The sequence below is a fragment of the Paraplanobispora siamensis genome (genome assembly GCF_016863175.1).
Lineage (GTDB): Bacteria > Actinomycetota > Actinomycetes > Streptosporangiales > Streptosporangiaceae > Planobispora > Planobispora siamensis.
Genome location: NZ_BOOJ01000002.1, coordinates 129,201 through 147,958 on the forward strand (window position 1 = coordinate 129,201; position 18,758 = coordinate 147,958).

General features: G+C 73.2%; 18 protein-coding genes. 3 read left to right on the forward strand and 15 right to left on the reverse strand.

Annotation, left to right across the window (positions count from 1 at the left end; all coding sequences use genetic code 11):
* Window positions 1–48 precede the first annotated feature (48 nt).
* The 10 genes from Psi01_RS00780 to Psi01_RS00820 all read right to left on the reverse strand — a co-directional run bounded on the left by Psi01_RS00780 (window position 49) and on the right by Psi01_RS00820 (window position 11,397).
* Window positions 49–2,832, reverse strand: coding sequence for a bifunctional glycosyltransferase/CDP-glycerol:glycerophosphate glycerophosphotransferase (locus tag Psi01_RS00780; protein ID WP_204061927.1), 2,784 nt, complete (start codon window positions 2,830–2,832; stop codon window positions 49–51).
* 57 nt (window positions 2,833–2,889) lie between these two features.
* Entirely contained in the window at window positions 2,890–4,050 is a 1,161-nt protein-coding gene (locus tag Psi01_RS00785; protein ID WP_204061928.1) for a HesA/MoeB/ThiF family protein, read from the reverse strand.
* A 69-nt stretch (window positions 4,051–4,119) separates the two neighbouring features.
* Window positions 4,120–4,242, reverse strand: a complete 123-nt coding sequence (locus tag Psi01_RS43985) for a hypothetical protein (RefSeq protein ID WP_275424474.1) — start codon at window positions 4,240–4,242, stop codon at window positions 4,120–4,122.
* A 54-nt stretch (window positions 4,243–4,296) separates the two neighbouring features.
* A complete protein-coding gene (locus tag Psi01_RS00790) occupies window positions 4,297–5,124 on the reverse strand; it encodes an SRPBCC family protein (protein ID WP_204061929.1) in 828 nt (275 codons plus the stop codon).
* 139 nt (window positions 5,125–5,263) lie between these two features.
* A complete protein-coding gene (locus Psi01_RS00795) occupies window positions 5,264–6,151 on the reverse strand; it encodes an FAD binding domain-containing protein (protein WP_204061930.1) in 888 nt (295 codons plus the stop codon).
* Complete coding sequence (locus tag Psi01_RS00800; protein WP_204061931.1) at window positions 6,148–8,598, reverse strand: xanthine dehydrogenase family protein molybdopterin-binding subunit; 2,451 nt, start codon at window positions 8,596–8,598, stop codon at window positions 6,148–6,150. The genes Psi01_RS00795 and Psi01_RS00800 overlap by 4 nt, the downstream gene beginning before the upstream one ends.
* Complete coding sequence (locus Psi01_RS00805) at window positions 8,595–9,080, reverse strand: (2Fe-2S)-binding protein (RefSeq protein ID WP_204061932.1); 486 nt, start codon at window positions 9,078–9,080, stop codon at window positions 8,595–8,597. The genes Psi01_RS00800 and Psi01_RS00805 overlap by 4 nt, the downstream gene beginning before the upstream one ends.
* Window positions 9,081–9,160: 80 nt before the next feature.
* Entirely contained in the window at window positions 9,161–10,126 is a 966-nt protein-coding gene (locus Psi01_RS00810) for a pyridoxamine 5'-phosphate oxidase family protein (protein WP_204061933.1), read from the reverse strand.
* A gap of 27 nt (window positions 10,127–10,153) precedes the next feature.
* Window positions 10,154–10,597 (reverse strand): VOC family protein, encoded by a 444-nt coding sequence (locus Psi01_RS00815; protein WP_204061934.1) that lies wholly within the window; start codon window positions 10,595–10,597, stop codon window positions 10,154–10,156.
* Between the two features lie 128 nt (window positions 10,598–10,725).
* On the reverse strand, window positions 10,726–11,397 hold the full coding sequence (locus Psi01_RS00820) for a type 1 glutamine amidotransferase domain-containing protein (RefSeq protein ID WP_204061935.1): 672 nt from the start codon (window positions 11,395–11,397) through the stop codon (window positions 10,726–10,728).
* Window positions 11,398–11,483: 86 nt separating this feature from the next.
* Between Psi01_RS00820 and Psi01_RS00825 the strand changes: the two genes are divergently transcribed.
* Window positions 11,484–12,407, forward strand: a complete 924-nt coding sequence (locus tag Psi01_RS00825; protein ID WP_204061936.1) for a LysR family transcriptional regulator — start codon at window positions 11,484–11,486, stop codon at window positions 12,405–12,407.
* 56 nt (window positions 12,408–12,463) lie between these two features.
* On the opposite strand, the gene Psi01_RS00830 is transcribed toward Psi01_RS00825, so the two are convergent.
* Genes Psi01_RS00830 through Psi01_RS43990 form a run of 3 tightly spaced genes read right to left on the reverse strand, consistent with a single transcriptional unit; the run spans window position 12,464 to window position 15,124 of the window.
* Entirely contained in the window at window positions 12,464–13,039 is a 576-nt protein-coding gene (locus Psi01_RS00830; protein WP_204061937.1) for a CGNR zinc finger domain-containing protein, read from the reverse strand.
* Between the two features lie 53 nt (window positions 13,040–13,092).
* Window positions 13,093–13,314: a hypothetical protein gene (locus Psi01_RS00835; RefSeq protein ID WP_204061998.1), complete on the reverse strand. Its 222-nt coding sequence runs from the start codon at window positions 13,312–13,314 to the stop codon at window positions 13,093–13,095.
* A complete protein-coding gene (locus tag Psi01_RS43990) occupies window positions 13,304–15,124 on the reverse strand; it encodes a PspC domain-containing protein (protein ID WP_204061938.1) in 1,821 nt (606 codons plus the stop codon). The genes Psi01_RS00835 and Psi01_RS43990 overlap by 11 nt, the downstream gene beginning before the upstream one ends.
* A gap of 142 nt (window positions 15,125–15,266) precedes the next feature.
* Here Psi01_RS43990 and Psi01_RS00845 point away from each other — a divergent pair, with 142 nt between their 5' ends.
* Together Psi01_RS00845 and Psi01_RS00850 are read left to right on the forward strand one after the other, a co-directional pair.
* Window positions 15,267–16,508, forward strand: coding sequence for a PspC domain-containing protein (locus Psi01_RS00845; RefSeq protein WP_204061939.1), 1,242 nt, complete (start codon window positions 15,267–15,269; stop codon window positions 16,506–16,508).
* A gap of 60 nt (window positions 16,509–16,568) precedes the next feature.
* Window positions 16,569–17,207: a response regulator gene (locus Psi01_RS00850; RefSeq protein WP_203877559.1), complete on the forward strand. Its 639-nt coding sequence runs from the start codon at window positions 16,569–16,571 to the stop codon at window positions 17,205–17,207.
* A gap of 21 nt (window positions 17,208–17,228) precedes the next feature.
* On the opposite strand, the gene Psi01_RS00855 is transcribed toward Psi01_RS00850, so the two are convergent.
* A complete protein-coding gene (locus Psi01_RS00855; protein WP_204061940.1) occupies window positions 17,229–18,188 on the reverse strand; it encodes a methyl-accepting chemotaxis protein in 960 nt (319 codons plus the stop codon).
* Window positions 18,185–18,700: a PAS domain-containing protein gene (locus Psi01_RS00860; protein WP_204061941.1), complete on the reverse strand. Its 516-nt coding sequence runs from the start codon at window positions 18,698–18,700 to the stop codon at window positions 18,185–18,187. The genes Psi01_RS00855 and Psi01_RS00860 overlap by 4 nt, the downstream gene beginning before the upstream one ends.
* Window positions 18,701–18,758: the final 58 nt, after the last annotated feature.

An 18,758-nucleotide genomic window follows, 5' to 3' on the forward strand; every position in this document is an offset into this window, starting at 1 on the left:
ACCGTGCTCATCGCGACCCCCCGTCCATGCGGCCGAACACGACCGTGCTCATCGCAGCCATCCGAACACCGCGGGCCGGGCCGGGCGCCGTACGGGCGGTGTCGGGCCGTACGGCGGGGCGGACGGCAGGGCGGCGGGGCCGAAGAACGCGTCCACCACCATGGCGCCGGCGTGCCCGCGCTCGTCGGCGCACCACATCTCGCGGAACGCGGTGTACTTGTCGGCGAAGGAGGACGACAGCTCCTCCAGGTCGAGCAGCGCGTAGACCAGCTCCTGGGTGGTGGTCAGGCACGGTCCCGGGGCGATGGCGGGCAGGTCGTGGTAGACGCCCCGCTCCAGGTGCCGGTACTCGTCCCAGTCGTCGATCAGGAACAGCATCGGCCGGCCGGTGACGGCGTAGTCGCACATCACGGAGGAGTAGTCGGTCAGCAGCGCGTCCGAGGCGAGCATCAGATCGTTGATCTCCGGATACGACCCGGCCTGGCGCACGAAGTGGCGCAGCCGTTCGGGCACCCGGTAGCGCTCGACCGGGTGCGGGCGCAGGACGACCACCCACTCCCCGGCCAGGGCCTCGGCCATCAGGTCCAGGTCGGCCCTGACCGACTGGCCGGAGAACTTGGCCTGGTCCCGGTAGGTCGGCGCGTAGAGCAGCACCCTGCGGTCCGGCGGGATCTCCAGGCGGTCCCGTACCCGCTCCACCGCGGCCGGGTCGCCGTGGACGAGCACGTCGCACCGGGGCGAGCCGAACCTGAGCACCGGGCCCGCGTACTCGTTCGACGGGACGAAGATCCGCTCGAACTCGGCGCTCGGCGCGACCAGCGCGTCCCAGCGCGCGACGGCGGCCCGCCACTGCGCGCGCGGTCCGGGGAAGTCGGCGCGCAGGTCGGGCGAGTTGAAGCCGATCGACTTGATGCCCTGGCCGTGCCACGTCTGCAGGTAGCGCGTCCCGGGCGGCTTGGGATAGTCCAGCGGCAGTCCGTGGCTGTCCACCCAGTAGCCCGCCCTGGCCATCGTCCAGATGTAGCGCCAGCTCATCCGGCGCACGAGCGTGGCGTCGGCGGGGAAGTTCCTGCGCTGCCTGGCCACCGACCAGACCGCGCGGATCGGCGTCCCGCGCCTGCGGAGCTCCTCGTAGACGTACCGCGGGCTGCCGGTGTAGCCGGCGCCGACGTCGGACTCGAACAGGGCCAGGTCCATGCGCCGGGGCACGACCCTGATCAGCCCCTTGTAGACGCGCAGCTTCAGGGCCGGGGTGCTCAGCCTGCGGACGAGCCGGGTCCTGGCCCGCAGCAGCCTGGGCACCTGGCGGAGCAGGCCCTCCCGCCGCCAGGACATGCGCAGGACCGCGGCCGGCCCGTCGGCCCTGATCGTGACCGTGTGCAGGGGGACGGCGGCGGTGAGCGGCTCGGCCGCCGGGTCCACCAGCAGCGGGTCGGAGGTGGTCCGCCCGCCGGGACGGACGATCACGATCTTCGGGTCGCGGTGGCCGCCGGAACCCAGACGGCCCCGCCGCAGCCCGGCCAGGTCGACGCTCACCCGGCTCAGGAGGCCGCCGTCGGGCTGCTCGCGCGGCTTCAGCGGCACCCGGTCGGGCCCGATCTGCAGGAACGCCTTCCAGCCGGGTACGGCCGGCAGGACCCCGAACGGGTCGTAGGTCCGGATCGACAGGGTGAGCCGGGCCCCCTCGCAGGCGACCTCGGCCTCGTGGCGGAGCCGGGCCGCGCTGAAGGGCAGCTCCGCCATCCGCAGGGAGGTGATCTCCATCCTGGGGTCGGGCTCGGTGCCCCAGTACGTCCGGCCCTCCCGCCGTACGGCGTGGCGCGGCGCGGCCTTGGGCCCGTTGAGGGACCGGGCGGCGACGATCAGATCCTCGACGCGGCCGTCGAGGATCAGGTGGCAGCAGATCCGCGCGACCGGCTCCAGGCGGTCGATCATCGCGGGGTCGATCTCCGCCAGGTACGGCCCGACCTCGGCGGCGAACTCCTCGGCCCAGGCCCGGTCCCGCGCGGGCAGCGGGTTGAGGTAGACCCGCAGGTCCTGGCGGAGGAAGCGGTACTGGCGCTCGGGCACCAGCTCGCCGCGCCCGCGCCGCCGCAGGGCCTCGTCGCTGAGCCTGGCCGCCCTGACCCGCTGGCGGAGGTTGTCCATCTCGGTGAAACGCTGCGAGATCGACGTGCGGAACTCGTCGGTGGCGCGGGCCCGGTGCCAGAGGTAGACGGTCCACGGCACCACCGCGAACCGGCGGGCGACGCAGTACAGCTCGGCGGTGAACAGGTGGTCCTCGAAGTGCAGGTCCTCCCGGAACGGGATCCGGCGCAGCAGATCGGTCCGGTAGAGCTTGTTGGTGGCGAAGGAGTCCAGGAACATCTCCGGTTCCTCGGCGATCCCCTCGACCGTCCTGCGGCGGGTGAACAGGGACGGGTAGTACCGCTTGGTCTTGCGCGTGGTCTCGTAGAACCGGGAGATCTGCGCGGTGACGAAGTCGGCGCCGGTGCGCTCGATCTCCACGAGCAGGCTCTTGCAGGCGTGCCGGGCGAGCCGGTCGTCGCTGTCGAGGAACATCGCGTACGGCGCGCGGGCGGCGGCCACCCCGTCGTTGCGCGGCGCCCCGCAGCCGCCGCTGTTGTCCGCTCTGCGCAGATAGCGCACGCGGGGGTCCTCCCGCTGCAGGGCGAGCACGACCTGCTCGGTGTCGTCGGTGCTCGCGTCGTCCACGACGATCACTTCGACGTTGCGCAACGACTGGTCCAGCACCGACCGCACGGCCCGGGGGACTCGCGCGGCGTCGTTGTAGGTGATGACGATCACGCTGCAGTCGGGTGCATTGATCACGGGCTCTGCATGCCCTGGATAAATGCAGATTTGTCCGTCTTGTCAAGGGTTTGGGAGTTATTTACGGTTTCCGGACGGATGTCCGCCATTCTCCCGGCGCGGCCCGCGGACCGGCAGCCGCCCGCACCCGCCGGACCGGGACGCCGGTCCGCAGACCGGGCAGCCGGGCCGGGGCGGGTGCCGGATCCACACGTGGTGGTCCGGCGCGATGAGGTTCACGCCCACGACGGCTCCGACGGCGGGCCTCGGCACCCCGGTGACCAGCGAGATGACGGCGTGGGCCACGAGCTGGCCGGAGATCCCGGCCGAGGCGGCCGTGGCGCCCGGACCGCCCAGCTCCACCGGGAGGCCGGGCCTGCGCCTGAGCGCCTCTCCCGCGGCGAGGCACTCGTAGCAGGCGCCCCGTCCGCGCGCGAAGGTGCCCACGGTGACCAGCGGGCCGTTGTAGCCGCCGCCCGCCCAGGGCACGCCGGCCCGGGCGCACGCCCGGTTGGCCCAGATCCTGATGCCCTGGCCGCGGGGCTCGTCCGCGCAGAGCGCGAGCACGTCGCACCCGTCGAGCAGGGCCGACAGCTCGCCCTCGCTGCCCACCCGGCGCCGCTCGCCGGTGATCTCGATGTCGGAGTTCACCCGGCGCAGCGCGGCCACGGCGGTGGCGGCCTTCGGACGGCCGATGTCGGCCTCGGTGTAGAGGGCCTGGCGGTTGAGGTTCGACAACTCCACGACGTCGGCGTCCACGCAGTGGAGCCGTCCCACCCCCGAGGCCGCCAGCGCCCAGGCGGCGTGGCTGCCGGTCCCGCCCAGTCCCAGGACCACGACCCGGGAGTCCTTCAGGTGGAGCTGTGCCTCCCAGCCGTGCTCGCGGGGGGTGAGGTCGACGCGGTGGAAGAAGGCCCGGCTCCTGCCGTACCGGATGCGCTCCCGCTCGCCGATCTCGGCGGGGACCCGGGCGGAGGCGTCCTCGACGTGGCCCGAGGCGATCAGCCGCGTCACGACCTTGCGCACCGCCGCCTCCGTCAGCCGCGGGAACGACGCCCGCGCCGCCGCCACGACCTCCTCCGTCGTGCGGGTGCCGTCCATCAGGGTCAGGGCGGCCCACGCGACGCCCCGCGGATCGCCGATCTCGGTGGCCAGCCCGTAGATCTCACCGCCGACGCGGACCGTGCCGTCATCGAACCTGAAGGGGTGGTGCCCGTCCTTGACCCGCGGCAGCAGCATCGGCCCGCCCCTCCCCGAAAAAGGGCGGGCGGGATGTGCGATCCCGCCCGCCGGACATCGCCTGTGCCGTCAGGCCTCGGACTGGTTGAGGCCCGTCGTCTCGCTTTTGTCGAGCCGTCTGATCGTGATCAGAACCTGGGCCGGCTCCCGGGGTTCGGGAGCCGGTGTCGCGTCGTTCTGGAACGGATCCATCGTGCGCCTCCCAACGTCCGGCGATGTACGACAGATCATCAGCCGGTCCGCCGATCAAGACCCGCCGGTGCGGCGCAGGAGGGCGCGGCGGACCAGCCAGGCGAGCAGGGTGACGGCCGCGACCGCGGCGACCAGCGGGGCGACGCGCTTGAGCAGGGGGATGCCGGCCACCTCCAGGAGGTCGAGGGCCTCCTCCTCGGGGGTGCGGGAGGTGCGGGAGGTCCCGCCCGGATGGGGGTCCTGGTCGCGGATCTCCCCGGCGGCCTCGCCGGGGGCGGGGACCACGGTGAGGGAGACCGGGCGCGAGGGGTGCGGGAGCTCCGGGGGTTCGGCGCCCCCGGCGGAGGGTTCCTGAACGGGGTCCGCGGGCGCGACCGGGGTCAGGGGGGTGACGTTCGGGGGCGCGGGCTCCGCCGCGGGCTCGGCTCCCGGGCCCTCCCCGAGCAGGTCGGAGAGGTTGGCGGCGAATCTGTCGATCAGCTTGGCGCCGACCTCGGCCATCACGCCCCGGCCGAACTGGGCGGGGCGCCCCGTCACGTTGAAGGTCGTGTCGACGGTGACCCGGGTGGCGGAGCCCTCGGGGTACAGGCGCGCGGCGACCGTGGCGCCGGCCGTCCCCGAGCCCCGCGCCTCCTTGCCCGAGGCCTTGATGGTGAGGGAGTGGGCGTCCTTGTCCACGTCCTGGAAGGAGGCGTCGCCGCGGTAGGTGACGGTGATCGGGCCGACCTTCACCTTCATCCGCCCGGTGAAGGAGTCGCCTTCGACGGTGTCGAGCGTGGCCCCCGGCAGGCAGGGCGCGACCCGCTCGACGTCGAGCAGGACCGCCCAGGCCTGCTCGATCGAGACCGGGACCGTGAACTCGTGCTCGAACCGCATCGCCATCGATCCGCTCCTTGTCGGTCGGTAGGAAGGACATTCCGCCGTTCCCGCGACACCGTGATGTCTGCGACATTACGGCGATGCAGGTGAGGTGACCAGAGCCCGCCGGCCGGTGCCGGGTACCGGCCGGCGGGCTCGCCGATCAGGCGCTCGCGGCCCGGACGGCGCGGTAGGTCAGCACCCGGGCCAGATGACGGCGGTAGTCGGAGGTGGCGTGCAGGTCGGCCGGGGGCGAGGTGTCGTCGGCCGCCTCGCCGCAGGCGTCCCTGACCGGGTCGTGGGCGCCGTTGGAGGAGCCGTTCCCGTTCGGCGCGGCGGATGGCGCCCCCCGCAGCGCCGCCTCCACGGCCGGGGCCCGCACCGGGGTGGAGCCCATGTTGGTCAGGCCGATCCGGGCCTCGGCGATGGCGCCCCCCTCGGTCCTGACGGCGGCCGCCACGCCGACCACCGCCCAGGCCTGCGCGGTCCGGTGGAACTTCTCGTAGTGGAAGCCCCACCCGGCGCCGAGCTTGGGCACCTTGACGCCGACCAGCACCTCGCCCGCCTCCAGGGCGGACTCCAGGTAGTCGACGAAGAAGTCGGCCGCCGGGATCTCCCGCTGGCCGCCGGTCATCCGGGTGACGAAGACGCAGTCCAGGGCCAGCGCGACGGCGGGCAGGTCCCCGGCCGGGTCGGCGTGGGCCAGCGAGCCGCCGAAGGTGCCGCGGTGCCGTACCGCCGGGTCGGCGACCGTGGCGGTGGCCAGCGCGACCAGCGGGACGTGCTCGCGGATCACCGGGGAGCGCATCACCTCGTCGTGCGTGGTGAGCGCGCCGATGAACACGTGGTCGCCCCGGTCCTGCACGCCGTGCAGATCCGGCAGCCGCCCGAGGTCGACGAGCACCGAGGGGTAGGCCAGCCGCAGCCGCAGCAGCGGCAGCAGGGACTGGCCCCCGGCCAGGACCTTGGCCTCCTCGCCCGAGGTGGCGAGGACGTGGCAGGCCTCCTCCAGGGACGCGGGCCTGACGTAGTCGAACGCCGCCGGGATCATCGCTCGCCTCCTTCGGACTCGGTCGGTCCCGCCCACCCGGCGGCGGCGCCGCCGCTTTCGCCGATCGCCCGCCAGATCCGCTCGGGACTGCAGGGCATCCGCACGTCGCGCACGCCGTACGGCCGCAGCGCGTCGACGACGGCGTTGACCACGGCGGGGGTGGCGGCGATCGTCCCCGCCTCGCCGACGCCCTTGGCGCCGAGCACGTTGCTGGTCGCGGGGGTCTCGGTCCGGTCGGTGACGAACTCGGGCAGGTCGGCCGCCGACGGGATCAGGTAGTCGGTCATCGTCGTGGTCAGCAGGTTGCCCTCGGCGTCGTGGACCGCCTCCTCGAACAGCGCCTGCCCGATGCCCTGGGCGATGCCGCCGTGCACCTGGCCCTCGACGATCAACGGGTTCACCACGGTGCCCACGTCGTCGACCGCCACGTACGAGCGGATCTTCGTCAGGCCGGTCTCGGTGTCCACCTCGACCGCGCACAGGTGGGTGCCGTGCGGGAAGGAGAAGTTCTGCGGGTCGAAGGTTACCTCGGCGTCCAGGCGGGGTTCGAAGCCCTCCGGCAGGTCGTGCGCGGCGAAGGCGGCCAAGGCCAGCTCCTGGATCGTCTTGCCCGCCGAGGTTCCGCGCACCGTGAACGTGCCGCCGGAGAACTCGATGTCTTCGGGGGAGGCCTCCAGCATGTGCGCGGCCAGCTTCCTGGCCTTCTCCTTCACCTTCTCGCAGGCCTGCAGTACGGCGACGCCGCCGATCACCAGCGAGCGCGAGCCGTAGGTGTCCATGCCCCTGGGGGCGACCGTGGTGTCGCCGTGCAGCACCGAGACGTCCTCGAACGGCACGCCCATGGCGTCGGCCGCGATCTGGCTCCAGGCCGTCTCGTGGCCCTGGCCGTGCGGCGAGGTGCCGGTGACGACCTCGACCTTGCCGGTGGGCAGCAGGCGGACCGCGGCGTGCTCCCAGCCGCCCGCCCCGTAGCTGAGGCTGCCCAGGACCCGGGAGGGCGCCAGGCCGCACATCTCGGTGTAGGTCGACACGCCGATGCCGAGCTGGACGGGGTCCCGGCGGTCGCGCCGGTCGGCCTGCTCGGCGCGGAGCTTGTCGTAGCCGAACAGGGCCAGCGCCCGGTCCGTGGCGGCCTCGTAGTTGCCGGAGTCGTAGGTCAGGCCGGCGATCGTGGTGTAGGGGAACTCCTGGTGGGTGATCCAGTTGCGCCGCCGCAGCTCGACGGGGTCCATGCCCAGCTCGTGGGCGAGCTCGTCGACGGCCCGCTCGATCGCGAACGTGGCCTCGGGGCGTCCCGCGCCGCGGTAGGCGTCGGTGGGCATCTTGGTGGTGAAGACGCCCGTGCAGGTGAAGTCGTAGGCGTCCATCTTGTAGATGCCGTTGTACATGAACGCGCCGAGGATCGGGATGCCCGGCGTGACCAGCATCAGGTAGGCGCCCATGTCGGCGAGCAGGTCCGCCCGCATGCCCCGGATCCGCCCGTCCCGCTCGGCGGCCAGGGCGATCCGCTGGAGCTGGTCGCGGCCGTGGTGCGCGGTCAGGTTGCCCTCGGAGCGGGACTCGGTCCACTTCACCGGCTTGCCGATCCTGCGGGTCAGCAGCAGGCAGAGCACCTCCTCCGCGGTGACCTGGAGCTTGGACCCGAAGCCGCCGCCCACGTCGGGGGCGACCACCCGCAGCAGGTGCTCGGGGATGCCGGTGGTCAGCGCCAGCATGACCCGCAGGACGTGCGGGATCTGCGTGGAGGAGTACAGCGTGAAGGCGGTGCCGTCGGTGGTGGCCACGACCGCGCGGGGCTCCATGGCGGTGGGGATGAGCCGCTGCTGGACGTAGGTGCGCTCGATCAGCACGGGGGCGTCGCGGAAGGCGGCCTCGACGTCGCCGCCGGAGAACTTCCAGGTGAAGGCCCGGTTGCCGGCCTCGTGGACCTTCGGGGAGCCCTCGGCGAGCGCCTCGGTCATGTCGAGCACGGGCTCCAGCGGCTCGTAGTCGACCTCGATCGCCTCCAGGGCGTCGGCGGCCTTGTAGCGGTCGGTGGCGACCACGCAGGCCACGGCCTCGCCGACGTAGCGGACCTCCTCGACCGCCATGGGGGGGTGGTCGGGGATGACGATGTCCTCGGACACCGGCCAGGCGCACGGCAGGTTGCCCTGCTCGCCGGCGAAGTCCCGCCCGCTGTAGACGGCGACCACGCCGGGCTGGGTGCGCGCGGCGGAGGTGTCCACCCGGGCGATCCGGGCGTGCGCCATCGGGCTGCGCAGGAAGGCGACGTACAGCATGCCGGGCAGCTGGATGTCGTCGGTCCACAGCGTCCGCCCGGTGATCAGCCGGGCGTCCTCCTTGCGCCTGCGGGCCCGGCCTATCTCGCGGCTCGGGTCGGGGGAGCCGAGCCGGTCGCTCTCGGCGATGCGCCGGGCGACCATTCCGGCGTCGATCTGCTCGGTCATGAGGTCCGCACCCCCTCACCCGACATCTCCTGCGCGGCGCGCCGTACCGCCTTGACGATGTTGCAGTAACCCGTGCATCGGCACAGGTTGCCTTCGAGCCCGTGGCGGATCGCCTCGTCGGACGGGTCGGGGTCGTCCTTGAGCAGGTCGACGGCAGCCATGATCATGCCCGGGGTGCAGTAGCCGCACTGCAGCGCGTGCTCGGCGTGGAAGGCCTCCTGCATGGGATGCAGCGTGCCGTTCTGCGCCAGGCCCTCGATGGTGACGACGTCGGATCCGTCGGCCTGCACGGCCAGGACGGAGCAGCTCTTGGCGCTCCTGCCGTCGAGCATCACGGTGCAGGCTCCGCAGTTGCCGGTGTCGCAGCCGACGGGCGTGCCTGTCTTGCCCAGACGGTCCCTCAGGAAATGGACGAGGAGGAGGCGCGGCTCGACCTCCTCCTCGTAGACGATTCCGTCGACGGTGACGGTGATTCGGGGCATACGTCCTCCAAGGTGCACCCGCGGGGGGATAGGAGAAGTGAGAGCCGACAAACGTGAACGTACGCCCCTGTTGTCCCCGGTCAACCCCCCGCGGGCAGATGGGCTGCGGCCTCGATGACCGGGGGGTTGTGCCGGGAATGATCCCCGGAGGCCCAGCGGAGCGGGACCGCTCCGCGGATGTGGACGATCTCCTCCACGTCGAACCCGACCAGCCGCTCCGCCCCCGGGACGCCGCCCGGATCCCAGTCCACGCGGGCCCGGCCGGTCAGGTGCAGGGCGTCGCCGGAGTCCCATCCCAGGAAGAGCAGGCCGCAGCGCTCGTCCAGCTCCAGGTTGCCGAGCGTCATGTACATCGAGTTGCCCACGTACTCCGGCCAGACCAGCCGCCGCGCGCCGGCCGTCCGCACGAACCCGGGGTTGCCGCCCCGGTGGGACACGTCGGCGCCGAGCCCGCCGGCGCGGGTGGCGATGAAGAACGTGTCCGCGCCGTCGATCCACGCGCGCTGCTCGGCGGTCAGCTCCCCGGAGACGTGCGCGCCGCCCGGCACCGGGGCCGCGTCGGCGCCGGGCGTCCTGGACCGGATGTACTTGGGGCAGTTGGCGTAGACCTGCTCGGTGCGCACGACGAGCCGGTCTCCCTCCCTGCGCGCCCTGCCGTTGATCCGCATCCGCCGCCGGGTCGCGGGATCGATGGCGAGCATGCCGACGTCGTGCCAGTCGTGCCCGCCGTGCCAGTCATGCCCGCTGTGCCCGCCGTCCTGCGCCGCGGCGCCGAACAGGCCGGCCAGCGGGTCGTGCGGGCCGGGCAGGGCGTCGATCACGACGGTCCGCTCGTCGAGGGGCTCGGCGAACCCCGCGGGACCGGTCAGGGAACCGGCCCAGACCCGGCCGGAGGCGTCGGCGGCCCCGGCGACGAGCATCCGCTGCGCGCGCAGGAACTCGCCCGCCACCGGCGGGATCTCCGGCCGGGTCCGCACCGATCCCAGCTCGCCGGCCCGCGGCACCCCGGCCCGCCGCTGGACGGCGACCTCTCCTTCGTGCCTCATGGCGTGTCCCTCCCGCCCGTCGCCGGTCTAGAAGAAGCCGCAGGTGGGCGCGCCGGGGGTGGGAGCCGTCAGGCCCTGCGCGCCGGCGGGCGCGTAGATCTCCAGCCGGATGCCGTCCGGGTCCTCGAAGAAGACGCCGCCGGAGGAGGCGCCCTCGCCGTGCGGGACGACGCCGTCGTGGTGGAGGGCGGCCCCGAGCTCCCGGATGACGCTCTCGGCCCGCCGTACCGCCTCGATGTCCGGGACCTGGAAGGACAGATGGTGCAGGCCGGGCACGCCGGTGGCGAAGCGGCCCTCGCTCTGCTGCCACAGGGTCAGCACGAGCGTGCCGTCCTGACCGAGGAAGGCGTAGCGGCGGCCCTGCTCGGCCGACTCCCCGATGATCTCGAAGCCGAAGACCTTCCGGTAGAAGTCCTTGGAGGTGTCGAGGTCGGAGACGTTGAGGCCCACGTGGCCGGTCTGGAAGCTCATCCTGGTTCTCCCGTCGCACTTTCTAACGGCTGAATCCGTTAGACGTCGTGACGACAGACTAACGGATTCAGTGCGTTATGTGCGTTAGAAGATAGTGATCTGTATCACTCCGGGCCGGGCGGCCCGCATCACTTCTGACCGAGGGCGGCCACGACCTCCTCGGCGGCTCCGGTGGCGCTCGCCGGGTTCTGGCCGGTCACCAGCCGGCCGTCGCGCACGACGTGCGGCTCGAAGTCGGGGGCCGAGGAGTGCAGGGCGCCGCGCTCGGTCAGGGCGTCCTGCAGCAGGAACGGCACCGTCCCGGTGAGCCCGACCGCCTCCTCCTCGGCGTTGGTGAAGGCGGCCACACGCCTGCCCGCGACCAGGTGGGTGCCGTCCGACAGCGTGAGGTTCACCAGGGCCGACGGGCCGTGGCAGACGGCGGCCACCACTCCGCCGTTCTCGTAGACGGACCGGGCGAACCCGGCGAGGTCCCCGTCGCCGGGGAAGTCCCACATGGTGCCGTGGCCGCCGGCGAAGAAGACCGCGTCGTAGCCGGCCGGGTCGAGGTCCGCGACGCGCGGGGTCTTGCGCAGCCGTTCGCCGTACACCTCCAGGAACTCCTTCTGCACGGGGTCGGCGGGGTCGTATCCGTCCTGCGGGGGCTCGCCGCCCGCGACGCTGGCCAGCTCCACCTCGAATCCGGCCGTACGGAAGACCTGCCACGGGTGGGCGGCCTCCGACACGTAGAACCCGGTGCTCCGGCCGGTCTCGCCGAGCCGGTCGTGGCTGGTCAGGATGGTGAGGATGCGCTTCGTCATGCACTGAGCATCACCGGTGGCGAGGCATCGGGACAAATAGCCGAGGCCGCCCTCCGATATCAGGATTCCGATGGGAGAATCGGAGGGTGGCCGTATCGCTCGACCTGCTGCGCACCTTCCTGGCGGTGTACCGCACGGGGTCCGTCACCGCCGCCGCGCACACCCTCGGGCTGGCCCAGCCGACGGTGAGCGCCCAGGTCAAGGCGCTGGAGGAGGTGCTGGGGCGCCGGTTGTTCGACCGCCTGCCGCGCGGGGTCGCCCCCACGGCCGCCGCCGACGAGCTGGCCCGGCGGCTGGCCGGGCCCCTCGACGCGCTGGCGGAGGCGGTCGGCGCCGATCTGGACCCGCAGGCGCCGGGCCGCGCCGTCCACCTGGGCGGGCCCGCCGAGCTGATGTCCGCCCGCGTCATGGGCGTGCTGGCCCCGTTGATCGCCCGTGGCACGCGGATCCGCGTGGAGCTCGGCCTCGCCGACGACCTGCTCGACCTGCTCGCCGCGGGCACGCTCGATCTCGTCGTCTCGGCGGTCCGCCCCCGCCGCCGCGGCGTGCACGCGACCCCTCTGCTGGACGAGGAGTTCGTCCTGGTGGCCGCTCCCCGGTGGGCCGACCGCGTGGCGCCGGACGCGGCCCGGCCGGCGGGGGTGCCGGTGGTCGCCTACGCGGAGGATCTCCCGGTCATCCGGCGCTACTGGCGGACCGTGTTCGGAACCCGGCCGGTCATGTCCGCCGCTCTGGTGATGCCCGACCTGCGCGGAGTCGTGGCCGCCGTGACGGCGGGCGCGGGGATGTCGGTGGTGCCCCGCTATCTGTGCGAGGAGGAGCTGGCGGCCGGGACGCTCGTCCCGCTCGCCGAGCCCGGACTGCCGCCGATCAACACGCTGTTCCTCGCCGTCAGGGAGGGGGCGACGGCCCAGCGCGCGGTCGCGGCCGTCCACGACCACCTGCTCCGCTGGGGCAGGCGGTCCCCGGCGCCCGGCGGTGAGCCGGCGGACGCGAGCCGGGGGACGTGAGCCCGGCGGTCGCGGCGGTCGCGGGCGCCGTGGTCCCGGCGGCGCCGTCGCGGGGGTCAGCGGGTCTTGTGCTGGCGGTAGTGGCGGGCGGCGCGGGCGCGGTTGCCGCAGCCGACCGAGCACCACTCCTGACGGGCGTGCTCCTTGACGAAATAGAGCACGCAGCGCGGGGCCGGGCAGGTCCGCAGCCGCTCGCGCTCGGGACCGGCCAGCAGGGCGATCGCCGAGGAGGCGAGGGCGGCGCGGATGCGCGGCGACCAGGCGGCCTCGGCGGCGGGGACGGTCCTGGCCACCGGCGCGCCCTCGTCGGGCCACTCCAGGCGCGGAGCCAGCGGTACGGCCAGCGCGGCGGCGTTGACCAGGTCGAGCGACTCGGCGAACCCCGGGAGTCGGTGGGCGTCGGCGCCGCTGGCCGGGTCCGGCGCGACGGCGCGGGCGAACAGGGCGCGTACGGCCTGCCGCAGCTCGACCACCTCGCGGCGCAGGTCCTCGGTGGCGGTGAACCCGGGGTCGATCCCCAGCTCGGCGGCGTGCTCGCGGGCCCAGGCGGTCATCCCCGCCACGTCGGAGAGCGTGTCCGTCAGACCGCTCCGCGTGGCGCGGACGGTGCTGACGAACTCCAGGGCGAGCATCGTCCGATTCTAACGCCTGGAACCGTGAGACCGGTCGCGGAGCGCGGCCGGCCTCACTTGCGCCGGATCGAGCGGGCGATGATGGCGACGAACCCGGAGAAGGCGAGGCCGCCGAGCACGACCGGGAGCATGACGATCGGCCCCAGCCCCGGCACGGTGATGAACAGGATCCCGACCGTGATGAACAGGATGCCGCTGAGCAGGGCCATCCAGTCCGTGCGGTGCCAGCGGCTCCGCACCGGAACCGGGCTGTCGGAACGCAGGTCAGGCCGCACGGGTCACCTCAACGTCTCCGACGCCGGCCTTGACGGTCAGCACGATGGTCGCGACCTCGCCCTTGGGGGTCACCTCGGGCTCCAGCACCTTCTCGTGCCTGACGTCGGCGCCGCCCTGCACCGAATGGTCGATCTCGACGTCGCCCAGCTTGGCGTATCCGGTGACCTCGGCCCTGACGGTAGGCGGCAGGATGACGGTGATCTGGCCGACCGACACCGACGCCTCGATGACCGTCCGCGAGCCCGGCGCGAACGTCAGGTCGCCGAGGTCCAGGGTGCCCTCGCCGACGCCCACCGTGTAGGTCCCGGCGATCTCCGAGGTGGTGGCCGGCGCCCAGTCGTAGCTGCCGAACTTCTTCGGAACGTCGCTCATGGCGGACCCCGCGATCAGGAAGAGGGCGACGGCGGTGCCCGCCGCGACCAGGGCGGCACCTCGCCCGAACCAGGTCGCGACCAGGAGCCCACCGCCGATGGTGATGAGCATCGCGCTCCCGGCGACCGTCATGTTGATCGAGCCGGAAGCGGACTGGACCGCCATGATGATCCCTCCAATGATCATGGCCAGGAATATCGTGATGGTCCCGACGAAGGCCCGGGGCTGCTTCGGCCGGGGCGGCGGGGCCATCCGCCGGCCGTACTCGGCGAGGTCGTAGAGGATCTGTGGCGAGGGTCCCCGGCGGGGGTCCAGCGGCCGGTAGGGGCCGTACGGGGCGAAGGGCTCGCCGGAGGAGTCGAACGAGGGCGTGAGCCTCGGGCGGGGTCCGGGGCCGGGGTGCGGGCCGGCGGGGGAGCCCTGGTAGGGGTTGTGAGGGCCGAAGCCCGGCTCCGCGGGAGCCTGCGGACCGCCGTGGCCCGGCTCCGTGGGAGGCGCCTGGGGACCGCCGTCCGCCGGCCCGGCGGGCGGCCGGGTGGCGAGTCTGTCGCGCGCCGCGGCCATGCGGGCGTGCGCGGCGGAGATCGCCTCGTTGACCAGCCGGGTCCGCTCGGCGAGGTCGCGCTCGGCGGCGGTGAGGCGGCTGTCGACACCCGGGGACGCGGGGCCCGACGACGCCGCGATGGGGGAGTCGGCGTCCGGGCGCGCGGAATCCGGCGGGACGGGTCCCGACGACGCGGCGATCGGAGAGTCGGCGTCCGGGCGTGCGGGGCCCGGCGGCGCGGGCGGCGGGGGAAGGTACGGCGCCGTCGGCGGGGACGGGGCGTCCGGGCCCGCGAGGGGCGGGTACGCGGCGTGCGGGGGCGGCGGGAAACCGGTGGGGCCCTGCTCCGGATGCCCGGCCACCGGCCGGGAGGCCGCCGCGGGACCGGTGCGGCGCGCGTTGCGCAGCCGCTCGGGCAGCGTCCTGGCCAGGGCCAGCAGGTCGACGCCGCGGGCGTGGGCGGTGAGGAGGGCGACGGCGAACACGGTGCCCACCACGAGAGAGGGCGTGCCGAAGTTGCCGGAGCTCAGGTTGATGATCAGGCCGAAGGCGAAGACACCGGTCAGCAGGGCCATCACGGTCTCGGCGTCGAAGTCGCGCCGCGTCCACTGCTCCATGTGGCCGGGGGCGCCGTCGGGTTCCCGCATCAGCAGGAACGCCGCGATGTAGAGGATGACGCCGACCCCCGAGGCGAGCACCAGCATCGCGAAGCCGACGCGGAAGAGCACCGGGTCGACCCGGGCGTGACGGCCCAGGCCCGCGCACACCCCCGTCAGGATGCGCCCCTCGCTGCTGCGGCGGAGCCTGCGCTCCTCGCCGGCGGCGGTGGCGACGGTGGACGGCGGGTCGGGCGAGATGCTCGCCGGGTCCTGGGGGCTCCCGGTGTCGGTCATGTTCTCATCGTGGCCCCTCTCCCGGTCCGCCCGCATCCGGGACACCCCTGAGTCGTCCCCGATGAGGGGGGTCGTTCTCAGGGGCGTGCCAGGGGAAGTCCCGATGCGCCGGGCCGCCGGGACGTGTGACGATGACGGAGTTATGGCTGACCGACAGACGTCGCGCGGACCCGCCGCGGACAAGACATCCAACGACGCGGCACCCGCGACCTCCGAGGGGACCGACCTCCTGCGGCTGATCAGGCCGGTGGAGGGGCGGCTGGTGGCCGGCGTGGCCCAGGGCGTGGCCGACCAGCTCAGGCTCGACCCGGTGGTGCTGCGGCTGGCCTTCGTGCTGCTCACGGTGCTGGACGGGATCGGCGCCGTGGCGTACGCGGCGCTGTGGATGTTCACCCCGCGCGCGCCGTACGAGGGCAGGGATCCCGGGCGCGACTGGAGCCAGATCGCCGCCTACGGCGCGATCGCCCTGGCGCTGATGGCCCTGGGCTGGCTCACCGGCGCCTCGGCGGGCGGGATCGGCGCCTGGCCGATCGCGGTCGGCGGGATCGGCTCGCTGATCCTGTGGCAGCAGGCCGACCCCGACCGGCGGCGGCGCTGGATGGACTCGACGGTGGGGCAGGCACGCAAGAGCTGGGTCCGCACGATCGCGGGCCTGGTGCTCGTGGTCGTCGGCGCGATCGGGTTCCTGGCCCTCAACGACGAGCTGGGCAAGGCCCAGCCCGGCTTCGTGTTCACGCTCGTGGTCGTGGGCGGCGTCGCGCTCATCGCCGCGCCCTGGCTGGCCGGGCTGTGGAAGGAGCTCCAGCGTGAGCGGCGCGAGCGCATCCGGCAGGAGGAACGGGCGGAGTTCGCCGCGCACGTGCACGACTCGGTGCTGCACACGCTGACGTTGATCCAGCGCAACGCGCACGACTCCCGAGAGGTGATGCGCCTGGCCCGCTCCCAGGAGCGCGAGCTGCGCAACTGGCTCTACCAGCCCAAGCAGGACGCCGACGCGTCGGTGGCCGCCGCCGTACGGCGGGTCGCCGCCGAGGAGGAGGACGCCCACGGGGTGCCCATCGAGGTCGTCTGCGTGGGAGACTGCCCGTTGACGCCTGAACTGTCCGCCATGATGCAGGCCGCACGCCAGGCGATGGTCAACGCCGCGAAATACTCCGGCTCATCGGTCGTCTCCGTCTACGCGGAGGTGGAGCCGGGCGAGGTCACCGTCTTCGTCCGGGACCGGGGTGTCGGGTTCGACATGAGCGAGGTGCCCGAGGACCGGATGGGGATCCGCCAGTCGATCATCGGGAGGATGGAGCGCAACGGGGGCAGCGCCCGGGTGCGGACCGAGCTCGGCGAGGGTACGGAAGTGATGTTGACCATGAAGCTGGAGAGCTCGTGACCCGGGGGGCGCGGGTGGCGGGGGCGTCGGCGAAGTGAACGAGGATCGGTGAGGAAGCACATGGGCAACGTCAGAGTTCTGATCGTCGACGACCACCGGTTGTTCCGCTCCGGGGTCCGGGCCGAGCTGGGCGAGTCCATCGAGGTGATCGGCGAGGCCGAGGACGTGGAGTCCGCGGTCAAGACGATCGCGGAGCTCCAGCCCGACGTGGTCCTGCTCGACGTGCACATGCCCGGCGGCGGCGGCCAGGAGGTCCTGCGCCGCGTTTTGGGCTCGGGCTCGCAGGTCCGCTTCCTCGCCCTGTCGGTCTCCGACGCCGCCGAGGACGTCATCGGCGTGATCCGGGGCGGCGCCCGGGGCTACGTCACCAAGACGATCAGCGGCCGCGAGCTCACCGACGCCATCCGCCGGGTGGCCGAGGGCGACGCGGTCTTCTCCCCCCGGCTGGCCGGGTTCGTGCTGGACGCCTTCGCCTCCACCGAGGCCCCGCCGATCGACCCCGAGCTGGACTCCCTGACCCAGCGCGAGCGCGAGGTCCTGCGGCTGATCGCCCGGGGCTACGCCTACAAGGAGATCGCCAAGGAGCTGTTCATCTCCGTCAAGACCGTCGAGACCCACGTCTCGTCCGTGCTGCGCAAGCTCCAGCTCTCCAACCGCCACGAGCTCTCCCGCTGGGCCACCGCCCGGAGGCTGGTCTAGCCGCCGCCTTCCGTACGGGGCTCAGCTGCCGCGCAGGACGGTCAGGAAGCGGGAGACCTCGGCGCGCAGGTGCTCGGCCATGCTCGCCAGGCCCCTGATGTCCTGCCCGGCTGCGGCGTGGTCGCCGCCGTCGACGGCGTTCGCGATGCTCTGGGCGAGGGCGTCCATGTCGCGGATGGTCACGCCGATGGTCTCGATGACGCCGGTGCCCTCGCCGGCGGCGGACCGGACCGAGGCGACCTGCTGGACGATCTTCTCGCTGGCCTCGGCCGTCTGCGTGGCCAGCTGCTTGACCTCCGAGGCGACGACCGCGAAGCCGCGCCCGGCCTCTCCCGCGCGGGCCGACTCGATGGTGGCGTTGAGGGCCAGCAGCCGCGTCTGCCCGGCGACCTGGGAGATCAGGTTGACGACCTGCTGGATCTCCTGGGCGGAGTCCTCCATCCGGCCGACCGCCTCCTTGGCCGACTCGGCCTGCCGTACCGACGTCTCCGCCGAGGAGGCCAGACCGGCCGCCGAGTCGCCGAGCCGGGTGGCCGCGGCGGCGACCTGCTCGGCCACGGCCATGACGGCCGACTCCAGCTCGTCGGCCAGCCGCAGCCGGGTCTGCCCGACGGAGGCGGCCGCCGCCGCGGACTCCGCCATGGAGGCGCGGGCCCGGTTGATGGCGGAGGCGCTGGCGCGGAAGGAGCCCGGCATGCCCTCCAGGATGAACCGGCGGTGGAAGCGGCCCTCGCTGGCGGCCTCCAGGGACGCGGCGGCCTCCCGGACGAACGCGTCCATGCGGTCGATCATGCGGTTGAGCTCGTGACGCAGCTCGACGAGCTCGGGCCGGTCCTCGGAGCCGGGGATGTGGCGGACCCGGGCCTCGAAGTCGCCGGCGGCGCCGAGCCTGCACACCCTCAGCATCTCGGCCAGCGCCTGCTCGGTCACCGCGTGGGGCTCCGGGTCGGTCGGGCCCTTCCCTCCGGGCAGGATCCTCATCGCGTCACGTCCTCTCCGGCCAGAGACCACACGAACTCGTCGTAGGTCATTCCTCGCTCCTTCAGCGTCTTGTCCAGCAGTGCGGTCGAGGCGGCGATCGCGTCGGCGGGGCGGGCGTGGCGCCGCTCCTCGGCGACGAGGGAGGCGTACAGGGCCTGGATCTCCCGTACGGCGTCCCTGCCGGGCACCCGCCGGTTGGAGTGGTAGGCGATGGTCCGCCCGGCGGCGTCCCTGCTCGGGGTGACGTGCGCGAGCACCCAGTAGTGGGCGCCGTCCCGAGCGAGGTTCAGCACGTACGCGAAGATCTCGCCGCCCTGCCGGATCTCCTCCCACAGCAGCGCGAAGACGCACCGCGGCATGTCGGGGTGGCGGATGATGTTGTGCGGCTGCCCCAGCAGCTCCTGCTCCGGATACGCCGACACGCGGACGAAGACGTCGTTGGCATAGGTGATGCGACCCTGGAGATCCGTCTTGGTGACGATGATCTCGTCAGGGGCGAAGGTCCGTTCCATTCCGCTCGGACGGATGGCACTGGCTCGCAATGGGTCGTCTCCGCTCGGTGGGTCGGGT

What these genes read in the sequence shown, in the direction of transcription:
- Psi01_RS00785 (WP_204061928.1), bottom strand. Translation starts at nt 4,050, where the DNA reads ATGCTGCTGCCGCGGGTCAAGGACGGGCACCACCCCTTCAGGTTCGAT.
- Psi01_RS43985 (WP_275424474.1), bottom strand. Translation starts at nt 4,242, where the DNA reads ATGGATCCGTTCCAGAACGACGCGACACCGGCTCCCGAACCCCGGGAG.
- Psi01_RS00790 (WP_204061929.1), bottom strand. Translation starts at nt 5,124, where the DNA reads ATGGCGATGCGGTTCGAGCACGAGTTCACGGTCCCGGTCTCGATCGAG.
- Psi01_RS00795 (WP_204061930.1), bottom strand. Translation starts at nt 6,151, where the DNA reads ATGATCCCGGCGGCGTTCGACTACGTCAGGCCCGCGTCCCTGGAGGAG.
- Psi01_RS00800 (WP_204061931.1), bottom strand. Translation starts at nt 8,598, where the DNA reads ATGACCGAGCAGATCGACGCCGGAATGGTCGCCCGGCGCATCGCCGAG.
- Psi01_RS00805 (WP_204061932.1), bottom strand. Translation starts at nt 9,080, where the DNA reads ATGCCCCGAATCACCGTCACCGTCGACGGAATCGTCTACGAGGAGGAG.
- Psi01_RS00810 (WP_204061933.1), bottom strand. Translation starts at nt 10,126, where the DNA reads ATGAGGCACGAAGGAGAGGTCGCCGTCCAGCGGCGGGCCGGGGTGCCG.
- Psi01_RS00815 (WP_204061934.1), bottom strand. Translation starts at nt 10,597, where the DNA reads ATGAGCTTCCAGACCGGCCACGTGGGCCTCAACGTCTCCGACCTCGAC.
- Psi01_RS00820 (WP_204061935.1), bottom strand. Translation starts at nt 11,397, where the DNA reads ATGACGAAGCGCATCCTCACCATCCTGACCAGCCACGACCGGCTCGGC.
- Psi01_RS00830 (WP_204061937.1), bottom strand. Translation starts at nt 13,039, where the DNA reads ATGCTCGCCCTGGAGTTCGTCAGCACCGTCCGCGCCACGCGGAGCGGT.
- Psi01_RS43990 (WP_204061938.1), bottom strand. Translation starts at nt 15,124, where the DNA reads ATGACCGACACCGGGAGCCCCCAGGACCCGGCGAGCATCTCGCCCGAC.
- Psi01_RS00845 (WP_204061939.1), top strand. Translation starts at nt 15,267, where the DNA reads ATGGCTGACCGACAGACGTCGCGCGGACCCGCCGCGGACAAGACATCC.
- Psi01_RS00850 (WP_203877559.1), top strand. Translation starts at nt 16,569, where the DNA reads ATGGGCAACGTCAGAGTTCTGATCGTCGACGACCACCGGTTGTTCCGC.
- Psi01_RS00855 (WP_204061940.1), bottom strand. Translation starts at nt 18,188, where the DNA reads ATGAGGATCCTGCCCGGAGGGAAGGGCCCGACCGACCCGGAGCCCCAC.
- Psi01_RS00860 (WP_204061941.1), bottom strand. Translation starts at nt 18,700, where the DNA reads ATGGAACGGACCTTCGCCCCTGACGAGATCATCGTCACCAAGACGGAT.